Annotated in this window: 10 protein-coding genes; 3 read left to right on the plus strand and 7 right to left on the minus strand. The window is 52.9% G+C overall.

What is annotated here, in order from left to right; genetic code table 11:
• Positions 1-7 precede the first annotated feature (7 nt).
• Both mtgA and arcB read right to left on the minus strand, forming a co-directional pair.
• Complete coding sequence (mtgA, locus tag FY046_RS11665) at positions 8-733, minus strand: monofunctional biosynthetic peptidoglycan transglycosylase (RefSeq protein WP_133844115.1); 726 nt, start codon at positions 731-733, stop codon at positions 8-10.
• Between the two features lie 794 nt (positions 734-1,527).
• Positions 1,528-3,867: an aerobic respiration two-component sensor histidine kinase ArcB gene (arcB, locus tag FY046_RS11670; RefSeq protein WP_167863383.1), complete on the minus strand. Its 2,340-nt coding sequence runs from the start codon at positions 3,865-3,867 to the stop codon at positions 1,528-1,530.
• Between the two features lie 1,015 nt (positions 3,868-4,882).
• Here arcB and FY046_RS11675 point away from each other — a divergent pair.
• A complete protein-coding gene (locus FY046_RS11675; RefSeq protein ID WP_446186058.1) occupies positions 4,883-10,414 on the plus strand; it encodes a glutamate synthase-related protein in 5,532 nt (1,843 codons plus the stop codon).
• Positions 10,415-10,481: 67 nt separating this feature from the next.
• Entirely contained in the window at positions 10,482-12,239 is a 1,758-nt protein-coding gene (locus tag FY046_RS11680; protein ID WP_133844121.1) for a sulfite reductase subunit alpha, read from the plus strand.
• A 75-nt stretch (positions 12,240-12,314) separates the two neighbouring features.
• Here FY046_RS11680 and sspB read toward each other — a convergent pair whose 3' ends face one another.
• The 5 genes from sspB to zapE all read right to left on the minus strand — a co-directional run bounded on the left by sspB (position 12,315) and on the right by zapE (position 15,975).
• Positions 12,315-12,812 (minus strand): ClpXP protease specificity-enhancing factor, encoded by a 498-nt coding sequence (gene sspB, locus FY046_RS11685; RefSeq protein ID WP_133844123.1) that lies wholly within the window; start codon positions 12,810-12,812, stop codon positions 12,315-12,317.
• Positions 12,813-12,817: 5 nt separating this feature from the next.
• A complete protein-coding gene (sspA, locus tag FY046_RS11690; protein ID WP_133844125.1) occupies positions 12,818-13,459 on the minus strand; it encodes a stringent starvation protein SspA in 642 nt (213 codons plus the stop codon).
• Between the two features lie 307 nt (positions 13,460-13,766).
• Complete coding sequence (gene rpsI, locus FY046_RS11695; protein WP_004168023.1) at positions 13,767-14,159, minus strand: 30S ribosomal protein S9; 393 nt, start codon at positions 14,157-14,159, stop codon at positions 13,767-13,769.
• Positions 14,160-14,174: 15 nt separating this feature from the next.
• Positions 14,175-14,603 (minus strand): 50S ribosomal protein L13, encoded by a 429-nt coding sequence (gene rplM / locus FY046_RS11700; RefSeq protein ID WP_056231094.1) that lies wholly within the window; start codon positions 14,601-14,603, stop codon positions 14,175-14,177.
• Between the two features lie 244 nt (positions 14,604-14,847).
• Positions 14,848-15,975, minus strand: a complete 1,128-nt coding sequence (zapE, locus tag FY046_RS11705; RefSeq protein ID WP_133844127.1) for a cell division protein ZapE — start codon at positions 15,973-15,975, stop codon at positions 14,848-14,850.
• 176 nt (positions 15,976-16,151) lie between these two features.
• On the opposite strand from zapE, the gene zapG reads away from it, so the two are divergent.
• Positions 16,152-16,550 (plus strand): Z-ring associated protein ZapG, encoded by a 399-nt coding sequence (gene zapG / locus FY046_RS11710; protein WP_133844129.1) that lies wholly within the window; start codon positions 16,152-16,154, stop codon positions 16,548-16,550.
• Positions 16,551-16,567 lie beyond the last annotated feature (17 nt).

Consider the following 16,567-nt stretch of genomic DNA (forward strand, 5'->3'; position numbering starts at 1 on the left):
GCCCGAATCAATGCAACTTATGTTCCCGCAGGAAACTCTCCCCCCCGAGCTGGCGCATCTGGCGCATAATCCACTGTTGGCGCTGACGCACATAGCCAGACGGAGCATCAGCCCTGAAGCGAATGGGGTTGGGTAGCACTGCAGCCAGTAGCGCCGCTTCAGACATAGACAGGCGACTGGCCGGTTTATGGAAATAGCGTTGAGAGGCCTCCTCTACGCCAAAGACCCCTTTCCCCATCTCCGCCACGTTAAGATAAACAGTGAGGATCCGGCGTTTGGTCCATACTGTTTCAATTCCCACCGTCAGACCGGCCTCCAGGCCTTTACGCACCCAGCTCCGTCCATCCCAGAGAAATACGTTTTTGGCCGTTTGCTGCGAGAGTGTCGATGCGCCGCGCATACCCGCTTTCTCATTACTGCTGTCCAGTACTGACTGAATAGCGGCCACATCAAACCCCCAGTGCGTAGGGAACTTCTGATCTTCAGAGGCAATAACCGCCAACGCCATCCACGGTGAAATCTTATCCATCGACACCCAGTCAGAATGAGCCACATAGCGAAAATCACCACTGAACCAGGCGCTCAATTGCCGTTCGGCCATCACGGCAGAAAATGGCACCGGTAAAAAAGCAAAGAGGACAATACCACCCACCCATAAACCCATTACGACCAGGACCAGGCGAAATAGCCCCGATTTGATCCGCGCCATCACGCGCACTTTATTGCGACTCATACCCGAGGATCCGCCCAAAATTTATCAGTATGAAAATACACCAGGATTTCTCCATGATTGTCAGTTACTCCGACATAACCGGAATCGGTTCCATTAAATCACGCACTTTACCTTCACTCTACGATGGATCTGTCGGAAGCAGAAAGCACTCGAAATTGATTGGTTCATCCTGCTTATAAATTTCATCTGGACGCTTTCGATTATTCAGCCTCATAGAAAGTAAATCCCGTGTCGATTTGGCCTTAGAGTCGATTCCACATCGTTTCACGTTACTGGAAAGAGCTGTTTATCTTGCTGAACGGAGTCAGCATTTACCGACCGCTGGAGGGCGATTCGGTAATTTGTGCTAGCAGAAACCAAAACGTTTCGGAAAGCCAGACCAAAAACCCAGAAATAACTAAATAAAACATCAACTTACAAACAATAAAATCGATTACAGCAGCGAGACTCCCGTACCTAAGTAAAAAGTCATCAGAGCAAAAAGTTTACGTCAATCCCAGGACCTGGGGAAAAGCCACAATCGTTCAATAAATATGCGTATTATCGTAAAATGTAATTCGCCGCTTGACTGGATTGTAAAAATCGGTTCTTCTGTTTACGAACGCTGCTCAACATCACACATTTTAATGAATCCCGTAACATGTGACGCAAGATTTGCTAAAGTAGTGACTGAGCATTGTTATGTTCACCCAATACCTAAACCTGAGCTCTCGACGATTCTTATCAGAATAGCTCAGGAGGACCTTTTTCCCTGGTGTTGGCGCAGTATTCGCGCACCCCGGCTTCGGTCGGGGTCATTTTTTTTCAGCGTCCGTAACCCATTGCCGTAACACTTCCACGTCATTGCGCCACTCGTGCTTAAGCTCATCAATCCATTCCTGAACGTTATCCCACCATGCAGGCAGCTCAGGGCTTTGAATCTGTTTTGCAACCTGCTGCAAATGTGTCAGCCCTACGGAACCCGCAGCACCTTTAATTTTGTGGCCCTCTTCCGCAATGCCTTTTTGATCGCGCGCCATCATGTTGGAATCCAGTACCGCCAGGTAACCCGGCATCATCTGTTCGAACATCGCGAGGCTCTGATGGATCAGTTTCGGCCCGACCAACTCGATATACTGTTCAAGCATGGGCACATCCAGTAACGCCAGTTCTTTCTCATCCATATTGAACTCCGGTGCATCAGGTAGATCGATTGCCTGGAAATCCCAGTATCTTTTGATCATCGCCGTGAGTGCAGGAACGGCCAATGGCTTGCTCAGAACATCATCCATACCCGCATCAAGGTATTCACGTTTATCCTTCAGGACGTTCGCCGTCAGTGCCACCAGCGGTGGCAGATGCTCTCCGGCATGACGCTGGTGGATGATGCGCGCCACATCCAGTCCGGTCATGTCGGGTAGCTGGATATCCAGCAACACCAGATCAAACTCGTCAGGGTCAAACATATCCAGTGCAGCTTGCCCTGTCATCGCCACTTCTACGCTGTTACCCAGCTTCTCAAGCACCGAACGAGCAACCACAACGTTCAACTCAATATCCTCCACCAGCAGCACGTGCAGCGCGGGCAGTGGCAAATCTTCTTCCTGCTGTTCATCCTCGAGGTCTTCGATCACACGCGGTGCGTTGAGCGTCAGGGTGAAGCAGGAACCCTGACCAGGCGCGCTATGCACGCAGATGTCGCCTCCCATGCTTTGAGCCAGGCGGCGGGATACCGCCAGTCCAATCCCCGTGCCCGTCGCAGGCTTGCCGCCACGCTGATCCTTCACCTGGTAATACATGGCAAAAATTTTGTCCTGCTCATCCTGCGGGATACCCATGCCAGAATCTTCGACTTCGAAGCACAGGCAGTCATCCTGCTGATAGCCAACCCGCACCACAATTTCCCCTTGCTGGGTAAATTTCACCGCATTACCAATCAGGTTCCACAGGATCTGACGAAGGCGTGTGCCATCAGCAATAATTTTGTGGGGAAGCGGGAGCGAGGGCGCCAGCACAAACTTCAGCCCTTTTGGCTCAGCCAGCAAACCGGAGAGGTTTTCCAGATCGGCCAGGAACCCTGTGAAATCAATAGGCTGATTATCCAGCTGCACTTTGCGGCGCTCGATTTTGTCCATCTCAATCACATCGTTGAAAATGTTACCCAGTGTAATAGCGGAAACATGGATGGTTTTAAGATACTTCAGCTGTTCCTGGTTGAGGCGGGTATCCAATAGGATACGGCTCAAACCCACAATGCCATTAAGCGGCGTACGAAGCTCGTGGCTGATAGTAGAGATAAAGGTCGTCTTATCCCTACTGGCATTCTCTAACGCGTCCTGGTAACGCTTACGCTCGGTTATATCGCGTCCAAAGCCCATCAGCCCACTACGTTTCCCTACGCGGTCGTAATAAGGCACCTTCCGAATTTCAAAACAGGCCTTGCGCCCATCAGGATATTGCAGCCACTGCTCATAAGTCAGGGAGACATTATGACGGAAGACTTTCTCATCAGTTTCCAGCACTTTGGTCGCTGCGTCGTCGTCGTAGACATCTTTTGGAGACAGGCCGATAAGCTGTTTTTCGCTTTTGCCCGTGAGCAATTCCATCGCGCGGTTACAGCCTGAGAACTGCTGGTCAACATTGCGGTAGAACACGAGATCAGGGGAGGCATCAAGGAATGAACGCAGGAAAGAGGATTGTTGTTCGAGTTCGATTTGCGCTTCTTCACGCCGCACCATCTCCTCTTTCAGTTTCGCCACCACCTGCAGGCGTGCATCTTCGGCTTTAATACGGTCAGTAATCTCCTGATTTAACTGGACAATATTACCCTGCATCTGCTGATTAAGTTCCAAATCACGGTTACGCATCTCTTCAAGCTTATCGACAAGCCGGGCAAGACGCTGACGCGATTCTTCCAGTTGCTCCACCACCACCGAGAGGAAGTAAACCGCCCAGGGCGTAATCAGCAGACCGAAAAATACCGAACGTACCATATCGATACTTTCGACATGACCACGCAGCACCATAGTGACGGCCATCTGCACAATCATGGCCAGTACCACCAGCGCCGATGCCAACAGCAACGAGAAGCGCACCAGCCCCAGTTTGACCATCAAATCAACGTAGTACTGCGCTAATAACCGAATTTGTTTCATAAAGGATTCCTTCCAGTCGGATAGCGGCAATCATACCGGAATTGAACAAAAGACCAACGCGCTATCTCCCCACGCTGGGTCAGAAACCTGCACACTAATAGTGCAGCAGCACCCACAGCCCGCAGCGGGTTATGACGGGATTTTCCGCGCCCTGCGGCCTGAGACTGGTACTGGCGGCAAAACCAGGCCTGGCAATGCTCTCACCAGGGTGGCCGACAATAAAAACTTTTTTTCCCTCTCAGCAAAAAGTTACCCTTTAAGATATTGACTAAATTTTATAACTGCATAATCTGTAGGGCCGCTCTGGATTCAGCGCGCCTTTCTCTTGTTGATACTTTTCATAGCGATGGTCAGCCTTACTCGCAGTCTCTCGTCACACCTAACGAATAATCATTCACAATTAATGAAATATTAATCACACCTGGCATGATTAATTTTACTAATGACACCCCTCTGTTTAATTCAAATAACCCCACTCGCCAAAAACAGTGTGTTCCTGCGGTTATCAAGCGCCTAACAGCACATTCTGCTGCCAATAACCCCGGCACCAGCATGGTGCAGAGATTTGCCCGCTGCCCTATAGTGAGTCAGCTCACACTTCCTGTGCCTTCATGCATGGGTCGATAGGGTTAAAATATGGCATTATTTTGTTATTTATCATGAAGATAATTCACAAAACACGCTAAAAGGTATAAGTAAGATCGCTATTTGACCTGAGTACGCTTTCCCGATAAGTTGGAAATCCGCTGGAAGCTTTCCTAACGGGCCAGTGTCTCGGCATATCTATGCAGCAAGTAGACTCCCTCGTGATGCAAGTTATCTCCAATTTGAGACCCGGAATTTCGTGAGCAACTCATTCAAGGACGTTTAAACAAATGTCCATCAATGGAATGTTCGGAGTCACGGTGTCTGCGTTTTAGCGGCATAAAATGATACAGAGCCAGAGAAGACTGCCCGTAGCGCTCTGTGCCTGAAGAACAGTGGTAATGTCAAAAGCAGTTTAAGGAGGCCCTCAATGTCCAACTCAAAACCTTATCCCTATGGCTTGTATGATCCATCAAAAGACAGTGATAGCTGTGGCGTAGGTTTCATTACTCGTAAGGACGGCGAGCAAACTCATGAGGTTCTGCAGATGGCACACAATGCCCTGTGCACCGTTCCTCATCGCGGGGGTATGTCAGCCGAAGGCGTGGGTGATGGCGCTGGCGTCAACGTTGACCTCTCTTTGCACTTTTTCCGCAAAATTACCGGATTGCCGCTGGAAGCGGGCCGTTATGGCGTCGGTAACTTCTTTGTGCCGAAAGACAGTGCGCTACGAGCCAACGCCGAGCGCCTGGTCGAAGAAACGCTGGCCGCCTATGATTTGACGATCATCGTTAAGCGCGATATGCCGCTGGATAACAGCGTGCTGCGCCCGGCGGCGATTCAGTTCCAGTTGCCTATCGCGCAATGGGTGTTTACTGCCCCGGCCGATGTGACTAACCAGATTGATTTTGAAAAACGCATTTACCGTGCCCTGCTGGACATCGAAGCCCGCGCCTTTACTGAAAGTGAATTTGGCGGACTCTATCCGCTGTCGCTTTCCTCGCGCACGCAGGTATTTAAAGCACGTCTGAACTCCAATGAAGTGATTCCTTATTTCCAGGATCTGACCGATGCTGACCACCAGGTGCGCGGTCTGTTCTTCCATACCCGTTTTTCCACCAATACCGACCCGCACACCACCATGGCACAGCCGTTCCGCCTGATGGCGCACAACGGTGAACTGAACACTGACCGTAAAAACCGCATTGCAGAATCTGCACTTGCGCTGGCACGCGGTAAGAAGATCGTGCGTCCAAAAGGCCAGTCAGACAGCTCCCGTCTTGACCAGAGCATCCACAGCCGCCTGATGGAAGATAACCTGGACCTGATCACCGCCGTGGTATCGATGATGCCGCCAGCATGGGAAAACGATCCATCATTGTCTGCTGAAGTACGTGCGATGCTGGAATATTTCTCACTGTACGAAGAGAAGAATGACGGCCCGGCCGCTCTGATCTTCGGTAACGGCGAAGTGATTGGTGCGCGTCTTGACCGTCTGGGGCTGCGTCCCCTGCGTTCTGTCGAAACCGCTGAATATATTGGTGCGATGTCGGAAGCGGGCCAGATCGCCTTCCCACCGGAAAGCGTACTGCGCCGTGGCCGTATCGAAGCGGGCGGGATGCTCTATTACGATCACAGTGAAAAACGCAGCTACACCACCATCGAAGCGCTGGAGAAACTGGCTGCGGTGGCTGACTATCCGGCTATGCTGGCAGAGTCGCGCGTCACATTACAGGAACTCCCGGTTATTCCGGCAGAGCAACAAGGCTCGCCTCTGCGTTACAGCGGTGACCTCAAAACCTATCAGCGTTTTGTGGCTTACTACTACAACCAGGAAAGCTTCAAATTCATGATGGATCCGATGCTGACCACCGGCGCTGAGAAAATTTCAGCGATGGGTTACGGCAACGCGATTAACGCCCTGTCCGATCACGAAGGCGGCATGGCGCACTACTTCTCCCAGCGCTTTGCCCAGGTCACTAACCCACCGCTGGATTCTATCCGTGAAGTGGACGGCATGACGCTGCGCGTAGCATTAGGCGCTAAACCGCATCTCGGGCGCAGTAAAGGCCACCAGATTGTGGTTCCAACACCGATTCTGACGCATCTGGATATGCTGCAGCTGCGCGAGCAGACCGTGGCACCTTATGCCCGTTTTGAAATGCTCTACGAGCCAGTTATCGGAACCGATCTTGAAAGCCGTGCGGCCAATGCTGATGCGCTGGAAAAAGCCATTGATGCCCTGGCGCAGGATGTGGTTGATTTTGCCCGTGAACAGGGCGGCATCGCCGTTATTACTGACCGCCATATTTCCTCGACGCGTGCGGCTATCCCGATGCTGCTGATGGTGTCGGCGATCAACCAACGCCTGGTGCAGGAAGGCCTTCGTCTTGATGTCTCACTGGTGGTGGAAAGCGGTCAGAGCATCTCTTCACATCACATTGCCGCTACCCTCGGTTTCGGTGCTTCGGCGGTTTATCCGCTCGGCGTTCAGATGCGTGCTGAAGAGAAGTACGGTGAAGGCGAAGAAGGTAATAAAGCCTTTAAACGCTATGCCAAAGCCGCTGAAAAAGCCCTGATGAAAACCATGGGTAAAGTGGGTCTGTGTACCGTTGAAAGCTACAGCTGTGGCGAATTCTTTGAACCGAATTTCCTGGATACCGAAGATCGCGTGCTGAAGAAGTATTTCCCGAATATCAAAACCCCGGTGGGCGGCGCTGGCTTTGCCACCATCGCGCAGATGGCCGTTGACTGGCACCAGAGTGCGCTGCGCATTCAGGGCGAGTCTGACGTACCGTTGCTGGGGCTGTTTAAAGAGCGTGCAGAAGGTGCAGGCCACTCTTACGGAACCATTGCCGTACGTACCTTTATCGATATGACTGAGCAGCCTATCCGCTTTACCGACAAAGCCCGTGAGGAGGATAATTTTATCCGCCTGATGACGCTGGCCAAGCTGGATAATGCCTTCAATATCAAAGCGAAGTCCTTTACTGACAGCAGCTTCGAACGCATCCCGAATGAGGTGATCGATAACTTCACCATCACCGCTGATTACCGCCAGTTCTCCAGCCTGATGCTGGAAGAGCGTAAACGTCGCCCGGCGGCCCTGCGTGATATTCTCGCCCTGCCGGCAGACTTAACGCACGTGGACAGTGAAGCAGAATTCACCCGTAAGCTGGGACGCTACTCGCTGGTCAACAACGGCTTTGCCGTGCGTGGGCTGGAGTGTGAAGCGACAGAAGGCAGCGACGATCGGTTTACGCTGCGCCTGACTGATGCCATCGTCGGCCTGAAAAGCGAGTATGACCGTTTGACCACGCTCTCCGTCGTCCTGAAAAAACGCTTTGGTGACGCGATTCAGCATGTCGAAGTGGCGGCGGATGCTCTGCACCTGACGGCAACCGGAAAAGCAGCAGATTATCTGTCACGCATCTTCACGATCTCTCCGGCACTGCCATTGAGTGAAGTGCAGCCCGCTCACGAAATTACCCGTACCTTTGCCTCTGGCGCGATGAGCCACGGTGCGCTGGTCGCCCCGGCACACGAAGCCGTTGCTCACGGCACCAACATGGTGGGCGGCATGAGTAACTGCGGTGAAGGCGGTGAACACTACTCACGCCATGGGACCATTCGTGCTTCACGTATCAAGCAGCTGGCATCCGGTCGTTTCGGCGTCTGGGCCGCCTATCTGGCTGACCCTATGCTCGAAGAGCTGGAAATCAAGATTGGCCAGGGCGCAAAACCGGGTGAAGGCGGCCAGTTACCGGCAGCCAAAGTGACGGTAGAAATCGCGGCGGCACGTGGTGGTACACCGGGCGTGGAGCTGGTTTCACCTCCTCCGCACCATGACACCTATTCGATTGAAGATCTGGCGCAGCTGATCCACGACTGTAAAGCGGCGCGTGTGCGTGTCATCGTCAAACTGGTTTCCTCTGAAGGTATCGGCACCATTGCCGTTGGCGTGGCGAAAGCCGGTGCCGATGTCATCAACGTTGCCGGTAACACCGGGGGAACCGGGGCAGCCTCGGTCACCAGCCTGAAATACACCGGGCGCGTGGCAGAAATCGGCATCGCCGAAGTGCATCAGGCGCTGTGTGCCAACGGCCTGCGTGAAAAAGTGCTGCTGCGCTGCTCTGGCGCACAGCAGACAGGTAGCGACGTAGTGAAATCCGCGCTGCTGGGCGGTGACAGTTTCGAGTTCGGTACCACTGCACTGATGATGCTGAAATGTGTGATGGCGAAAAACTGTAACGTGAAATGCCCGGCAGGCCTGACCACCAATGCCGAAGCCTTTGATGGCGATCCGCGCCAGCTGGCGCAATATTTTATCAACGTTGCGCATGAAGTGCGTGAAATGCTGGCGCGTCTCGGCCTGCGCTCACTGCGCGAAGCCCGTGGCCGCTCCGATCTGCTGCACCTGATGGATCACCCACTGGAAGTCGGCAAACTGGATCTGCGTGCCATGTTGACCGTAGTGCCCGAGCTGAAAATCGCCCGTCCAGTCTATCTGGAAAAAGATTTTGAGCTGGATAACGGCTGGATTGATCTGCTGAACGATCAACTGGTCAGCCAGGGATCCACTGAGATCAAGCTCGGCGCAGGGATCACACTGAACAACCGTAACAAGAGCGTGGGCGGTCAGTTGGCTATCGACATTGAGCGCCTGCTGAACCATACACTGAACGCTGAGCATTTGAGCCGTATTCCGGCCGCGCTGCTGGACGATCGCGGGCGCCGCTATCTGGCACCGGCGACGATCACTATCTCTACCTCCGGTTCTGCTGGCCAGTCCTACGGCGTGTTCTGTAACGATGGCATGCGCCTGGAACATTACGGCACCTGTAACGACGGTGTGGGTAAGGGCCAGTGCGGCGGGGAGATTGTGGTGATGTCGCCTGGCGGCGGCTCACAGGACGCGGAAGGCAACGTGTTGATCGGTAACTTTGCCCTGTTCGGTGCCACCGGCGGGCGTCTGTACGCACAAGGCCAGGCGGGTGACCGTTTTGCCGTGCGTAACTCCGGTGCGACTGCGGTTGTTGAAGGCGTCGGTGATTTCTGCTGCGAATATATGACGAACGGTGCGGTGCTTAACCTTGGTACGTACGGTACTGGGTTTGGTAATGGCATGAGCGGCGGTTTCGCCTACCAGTACGACCCGTACGGCACGCTGGCGGGTTCTGCTGCCGGTGATTCCGTGATGCTGGGTTCCATCACCGATGACAACGAGATGGCACGCGTTCATAAAGAAGCGGTACTGACCATGCTGAACTGGCATCTGGAAGCGACCTCTTCTCCGCGTGCTCAGTGGTTGCTTGATCACTGGGAAACAGAGAGCCAGCATTTCGTTTACGTGATGCCGCGTTCCCTGTTGCTGTATCAGGATGGTGCTGAAATTCTGAAAGCGAAAACCCGTAAGGATTTGCTTGAAGAACTCTCTACCGCACTTGCCGGTCATCAGGTCGCGAAATTTAAAGCGGCATGGCGTGAAGGTAAAGCCATCGCCAATGGTGCGGTTCCGGGCTACGGCGCAACGGATACCCCCGAGATGCTGGTGTTGTTAAACAACTACACCGTCCTCAGCTCTGCGCAACAGCTGGCACTTTCGCGTCTGCCGAAAGGTACTTCAGTGGAAGACGCGGCGGTTGAGAAAGCGGTGCGTAACCTGCTGATGACCGAGGATTTCACGCTGATCAGCAAGTTGCAGCGCCACGGTCGCGCGGCCATTGAAAGCTACAGTGATGAAGAGCTTTCCTGCCTGATTGGTGCGAAGCGCATGACCGATTATAAAGCCGCGCTGACGCAACGTAACATCCGTTCAATGGACAGTCTGGCGACGTACGGTTGGATCATGTATCAGGATGCATGCAACAGAGAAGTACTGGGACGACTGCCTGACTTTGAAGAGCTGTTTGCTCGTGCTGCACTGCCTGAACTGGCTGCCGCAGTCGGCAAATTAGCCTGATTATTGATAAGAACAGAAACTAATATTCTATAACGAGTATTCAAACGGGATTGAGTAGATAAAAGCGATGAAGATTCCTTATATTCCTGAAGATGCACCGTTTAATGGTGAGCAGAAATTTTGGCTGGCAGGCTTCCTTGCTGGTTTACATTCACGCCTGCTGGTGCTGGAAAATCAGCCGCAGGCGGCAGGCTCTGCCGCCTCCGCAGCAACGACCCAGCTTCACATCCTGTTTGGTTCCCAGACGGGTAATGCGGAAGCATTAGCACAGAGCGCCGCGAAAGCAGCGCGTGCGAAAGGCTTGGTGCCTGTCGTTCAGGGTCTGGGCGAAGTCGATATCGACGTGTTCGCGACCATGCGTCACGTGCTGGTGATCACCTCGACCTACGGTGAAGGTGAAATGCCAGATAACGCGCAGCTGTTCTGGCAGGCTATCTCTGCCAGCACAGCTCCACGTCTGGAACAGATGCACTTTGCGGTACTGGCGATTGGCGATACAGGCTACGACGGTTTCTGTCAGGCAGGTAAATTTATCGATATGCGTCTTGAGCAGCTGGGCGCAAAACGTGTCTATGACCGCATCGACTGCGATATCGACTATGAAGAGCCGTCTAACGAATGGATCGCCAGCTCCATGCCACAGTTTGCTGCCAGCGCAGGCAGCAGCGGTAATGCCCTGGAGAGCGCACCCGAAGCGCCAGTCATCCCTGGCAGCAATAAAAACAACCCTTACGCTGCTGCACTGGCGACGAACAAGCGTCTGTCCGGTGAGAACTCAGGCAAAGATATTCGTCACTTCGAGTTTGATCTGACCGACAGTGGTCTGAAGTACGAAGCGGGTGATGCGTTGGGTGTTATCCCGGTCAACGAACCGGCACTCGTCACTCTGCTGCTGACGCAGCTGAAATCAGACTACGATACACCCGTTCCTGGCTTTGAAAGAAGTCTGGGCGACCTGCTGACCTACCAGTTTGAGATCTCTGAACCTTCACGCAAGCTGATCGAATGGGTTGGCCAGAACACCACCAACCAGGAGCTGCGTCATGTCTTACAGCATGACGATAAAGATGCGCTGGGTGTGTGGCTGTGGGGTAAAGATACCCTCGACCTGCTGCAGCTGGATGTGACTCGTTCACTGAGTATTCCTGAGTTTGTTGCCCTGTTGCGTCCGTTGCAGCACCGCGCTTACTCCATTTCGTCCAGTCAGAAAGCACACCCTAATCAGGTGCATCTGACCATCGCTTCCGTTCGTTATCACAGCGCAGGCCGTGCACGTAACGGCGTCTGCTCAACTTACCTGGCTGAGCGCGTTAAACGAGGTGAAAAACCTGCGATCTTCATTTCACCGAATAAAGCGTTCCGCGTGCCGTCCAATAATGATGCTCCGCTGATCATGATTGGCCCAGGTACCGGTATTGCCCCGTTCCGTGCTTTCCTTGAAGAGCGTGAAGCGTTAAACGCTAAAGGCAAAAACTGGTTGTTCTTCGGCGATCAGCATCAGGAACACGACTATATCTATCAGGATGAACTGAATACCTGGCAGGAAAGTGGTTTACTGACGCGCCTGGACTTAGCCTTCTCACGCGATCAGGCTGAGAAAATCTACGTGCAGACTCGCATGCTGGAACAGGGTGCAGAGCTGTTTGCCTGGTTAGAAGAAGGGGCTTACTTCTATGTCTGTGGCGATGCTTCACGCATGGCTAAAGACGTCGATAAGGCGCTTTATCAGGTGATTACTCAGTTTGGTGGGATGTCTGCGGAACGTGCAGCAGATTACGTCGATCAGCTGAAGAAAGAAAAACGCTACCTGCGCGATGTCTATTAAGAGAAGTGAGGCGAACCGTAACATCGGTTCGCTCCAGAGACAGGGATAAAAAAAACGGGCCATCAGGCCCGTTTTTTATTTCACAACGCGAAGCGCCGGACGACCACCGCGCGGAGGCGGCTCATCATCAGGGCCCTCATCGTCAGAAACGCTGTCATCGGGACGATCACCATCGATCACCGACATCACCGTTTCCGGGGCAACATCCTGCCCGCCAGATGCCTCGAATTCACCCGCTTCGTCATACGCCGGTTCAGGTTCGAACATGGTACCCGCGCCGTTTTCACGGGCGTAAACCGCCAGTACCGCCGCTAATGGCACGGAAACCTGACGAGGAACACCGCCAAAACGGGCGCTGAAGCGAACTTCATCATTGCCCAACTCAAGATTGCCCACAGCACGCGGCGCAATGTTCAGAACGATCTGACCATCGCGGGCGTATTCCAGGGGCACCATCACGCCGGGCAAATTAATGTCGACGACCAGATGCGGCGTGAGATTGTTGTCGAGCAACCACTCATAAAAAGCGCGCAGCAAATAAGGACGACGTGCGGTAAGTTGGGACATTTCCATCGTAATCAGCCCCGCGTATGCAGGCGCATTTCACGTTCTGCTTCAGTCAGGGAAGCCAGGAAGGAATCACGCTCGAAGACACGCGTCATATAGCCTTTCAGCTCTTTTGAACCCGCACCAATCAGCTCAATACCCATCTGCGGTAAACGCCACAACAGCGGAGCCAGATAGCAGTCAACCAGGCTGAACTCTTCGCTCATAAAGAACGGCGTACGTGCGAACAGCGGAGCGATTGCCAGCAGCTCTTCACGCAGTTGCTTACGTGCCGCTTCAGCTTCCTGCGCGGTACCGTTTTCAACTTTACGCATCAGGCTGTACCAGTCCTGCTCGACGCGGTGCATCATCAGGCGGCTTTCACCACGCGCTACCGGGTACACCGGCATCAATGGTGGATGCGGGAAACGCTCGTCCAGATATTCCATGATGATGCGCGATTCATACAGCGTCAGCTCGCGATCAACGAGGGTGGGTACGGTACGGTACGGGTTGAGGTCGATCAGATCCTGCGGCAGGTTATCCGTTTCAACCTGCTCGATCTCGACACTAACACCCTTCTCAGCCAGTACAATGCGTACCTGGTGGCTGAAAATGTCAGTCGGACCAGAAAACAGCGTCATTACCGAACGTTTGTTGGCAGCGACAGCCATGTAAACCTCCAAGTTTATCGAGAAAATTACTGCGAATAGCCATCCACGTGGCGACTCATCATTGCCACCAGCCCGAAGATTGACCGATTCCTGGTACACAGGATACACGCGTCATTGCCCGGCCAATGGGCACAAAGTGACACATAGTCTACCAGATTTTAGTCAGCTTGTGGGGGGTCGCAGACGGAATTGCAGGGGAAAATGGTAAAGCGGTGTGTGTTTCGCGCTTTTTGCACTAGAAGAAAATAAAAAACCCGGCGCCAGGCACCGGGTTTTCCGATAATCGATTCTGCCTGAGCAGAAAAAATTAACGTTTGGAGAACTGAGGACGACGACGTGCTTTACGCAGACCGACTTTCTTACGTTCAACCTGACGAGCATCACGAGTAACGAAGCCTGCTTTACGCAGTTCGCCACGCAGTGACTCGTCGTACTCCATCAGAGCGCGTGTGATACCATGACGGATCGCACCAGCCTGACCAGAGATACCACCACCTTTAACAGTGATGTACAGATCAAATTTACCTACCATGTCCAGAAGTTCCAGCGGCTGGCGAACTACCATGCGGGCAGTTTCGCGACCGAAGTACTGTTCTAAAGAACGCTGGTTGATAACGATGTTACCGCTACCCGGCTTAATGAAGACGCGTGCGGAAGAGCTTTTGCGGCGACCAGTGCCGTAGTTTTGATTCTCAGCCATTGCCTGTAATCCCGATTAAATGTCAAGAACTTGCGGTTGCTGTGCCGCATGGTTGTGCTCGTTGCCCGCGTAAACTTTCAGTTTACGGTACATAGCACGGCCCAGCGGGCCCTTTGGCAGCATGCCTTTAACCGCGATTTCAATCACACGCTCAGGACGGCGAGCAATCATCTCTTCGAAGGTCGCTTGCTTGATACCACCGACGAAGCCGGTGTGATGGTAATAAATCTTGTCAGTACGCTTGTTACCGGTTACGGCAACTTTCTCAGCGTTCAGAACGATGATGTAATCACCAGTATCGACGTGCGGAGTGTATTCCGCTTTGTGCTTACCGCGCAGACGACGAGCCAGTTCGGTCGCTAAACGACCTAAGGTTTTGCCTGTTGCGTCAACAACATACCAGTCACGTTGGACGGTTTCTGGCTTAGCTGTAAAAGTTTTCATCTAAAAGCTTACCCAAATTAAGTTACACGTTGGTGAAATCCCAAACGCTTGAATAAACGGTTGGAGCTCACACGACCATCTTGACCAGCAAGCCCACCCCTTCGGATAGAGTTACTGGAACACAAAGAGTTTTGGGAAAAAAACCTTTGCTGTAACGTGGGGTCGCAAGATTATAGAGAACTCGCACGCAAAGAGCGAACGTTTTCTACGATAAAATTACCATCACGTCACCGTAATGAGAGGCTCAGGGTAAATGCGGCAGCCGCAGGTACTCTTCGCTCTGCATCTCTTGTAAGCGGGAGACACAGCGCTGGTACTCGAACTTCAGCCTCGTACCCTGGTAAATCTCATAAAGTGATGTTTCTGCCGAGACCACCAGCTTCACATGACGCTCGTAGAATTCATCCACCAACGCCAGGAAACGTCGAGCCTGGTCTTCAGTCTTGTAAATCATCACCGGCACATCATACAGCAATACGCTGTGGAAGCGGCGCGACAGTTCAATATAGTCATGCTGGCTACGTCCTTCCCCACATAACGTAAGAAAACTCATCGCCAGCACGCCTTCTGCCATTCCCAGCGTGGGCAGCTGACGATGGTTAATCTCGAGCGGCTCATGATGTTCCCGCGGCTTACCCGCCAGCGCGACAAACATCCGTTCCATCTCTTTTGACGTCTCTTCACCCAACGGCGTCATCCACAGGTGTGCAGACGTCAGCGTGCGCAGGCGATAATCAATCCCCGCATCCACATTCATGATTTCACAATGCTGTTTAATCATCTCAATGGCAGGCATAAAACGTGCCCGTTGCAAACCGTTACGATAGAGATCGTCCGGGGGAATGTTTGATGTCGCAACCAGCGTAATACCCCGACTGAATAGCGCTTCCATCAGTGTGCCAAGCAGCATGGCATCGGTGATATCTGAGACAAAAAACTCATCAAAACACAGCAGGTCCGTTTCGGCTTTAAAGCGATCGGCAACGATTTGTAACGGATCACTTTGGCCCTGCAACTCGGTCAACTCCTGATGCACCCGCAGCATAAAGCGGTGGAAGTGCAGTCGCTGCTTGCGCTCGCCAGGAATAGCCCGAAAAAACATATCCATTAGCCAGGTCTTGCCACGCCCAACGCCGCCCCACATATACAGACCACGCGCAGGTGTCTGAACATCATTTTTACTTTTTCCCAGCAGCTTATTAAGCTTACCGAATAACCCACCGCTGGCAGCGGATGCGGGCGGGCTGATACGGGTTAATGCCTGATAGATACCGTCTAAGCGGGTCATCGCGGCACGTTGTACGTCATCGGCCTGATACTCGCCGTTTTCCAGCGCCTGCTGATACAGCGCCAGAGGAGACATCGTTTGCATAATGTTGTCACATTCCCTGAAAAATGGTCTTGCCGGGTGGTTGATTGTCGAAAAAAAAGTCGTTCTACACTAAGCGAAGCTGCCGCAGGATTCCACTTCCGTGAGATTAGCGGTTATAGTGGCGGGTATGAGTTGGAAAGGCCCTACGGAACAACGAAGACAATATGGGAGTTATTATGACCTGGGAATATGCGCTTATTGGGTTAGTGGTTGGGATTATTATTGGTGCGGTCGCCATGCGTTTCGGCAATAAGAAACTGCGTGAGCAACGCAGCCTGCAGTATGAACTGGAAAAGAGTAAAGCCGAGCTGGCTGACTATCGTGAAGAGCTGACGAATCATTTTGCCCACAGCGCAGAGCTGCTGGACAATATGGCTCGCGACTATCGCCAGCTGTATCAGCATATGGCGAAAGGGTCGAACGACTTGCTGCCAAACCTGCCGGGTGAAAAAAACCCGTTTGCCTATCAGCTGACCGAATCCGAAGCGGATAACGATCAGGTGCCAGTGCAAATGCCGCGTGATTACCCGGACAGCGCTTCTGGCCTGCTGCGTGGCGATCGCGCTGCCAAATAATTTTTATTGGGGGTGCC

This window comes from Erwinia sp. 1181_3, from assembly GCF_052824965.1.

Coding starts and splice junctions, on each gene's coding strand:
- mtgA (WP_133844115.1), bottom strand. CDS start 733: ATGAGTCGCAATAAAGTGCGCGTGATGGCGCGGATCAAATCGGGGCTA.
- arcB (WP_167863383.1), bottom strand. CDS start 3,867: ATGAAACAAATTCGGTTATTAGCGCAGTACTACGTTGATTTGATGGTC.
- FY046_RS11675 (WP_446186058.1), top strand. CDS start 4,883: ATGTCCAACTCAAAACCTTATCCCTATGGCTTGTATGATCCATCAAAA.
- FY046_RS11680 (WP_133844121.1), top strand. CDS start 10,482: ATGAAGATTCCTTATATTCCTGAAGATGCACCGTTTAATGGTGAGCAG.
- sspB (WP_133844123.1), bottom strand. CDS start 12,812: ATGGAAATGTCCCAACTTACCGCACGTCGTCCTTATTTGCTGCGCGCT.
- sspA (WP_133844125.1), bottom strand. CDS start 13,459: ATGGCTGTCGCTGCCAACAAACGTTCGGTAATGACGCTGTTTTCTGGT.
- rpsI (WP_004168023.1), bottom strand. CDS start 14,159: ATGGCTGAGAATCAAAACTACGGCACTGGTCGCCGCAAAAGCTCTTCC.
- rplM (WP_056231094.1), bottom strand. CDS start 14,603: ATGAAAACTTTTACAGCTAAGCCAGAAACCGTCCAACGTGACTGGTAT.
- zapE (WP_133844127.1), bottom strand. CDS start 15,975: ATGCAAACGATGTCTCCTCTGGCGCTGTATCAGCAGGCGCTGGAAAAC.
- zapG (WP_133844129.1), top strand. CDS start 16,152: ATGACCTGGGAATATGCGCTTATTGGGTTAGTGGTTGGGATTATTATT.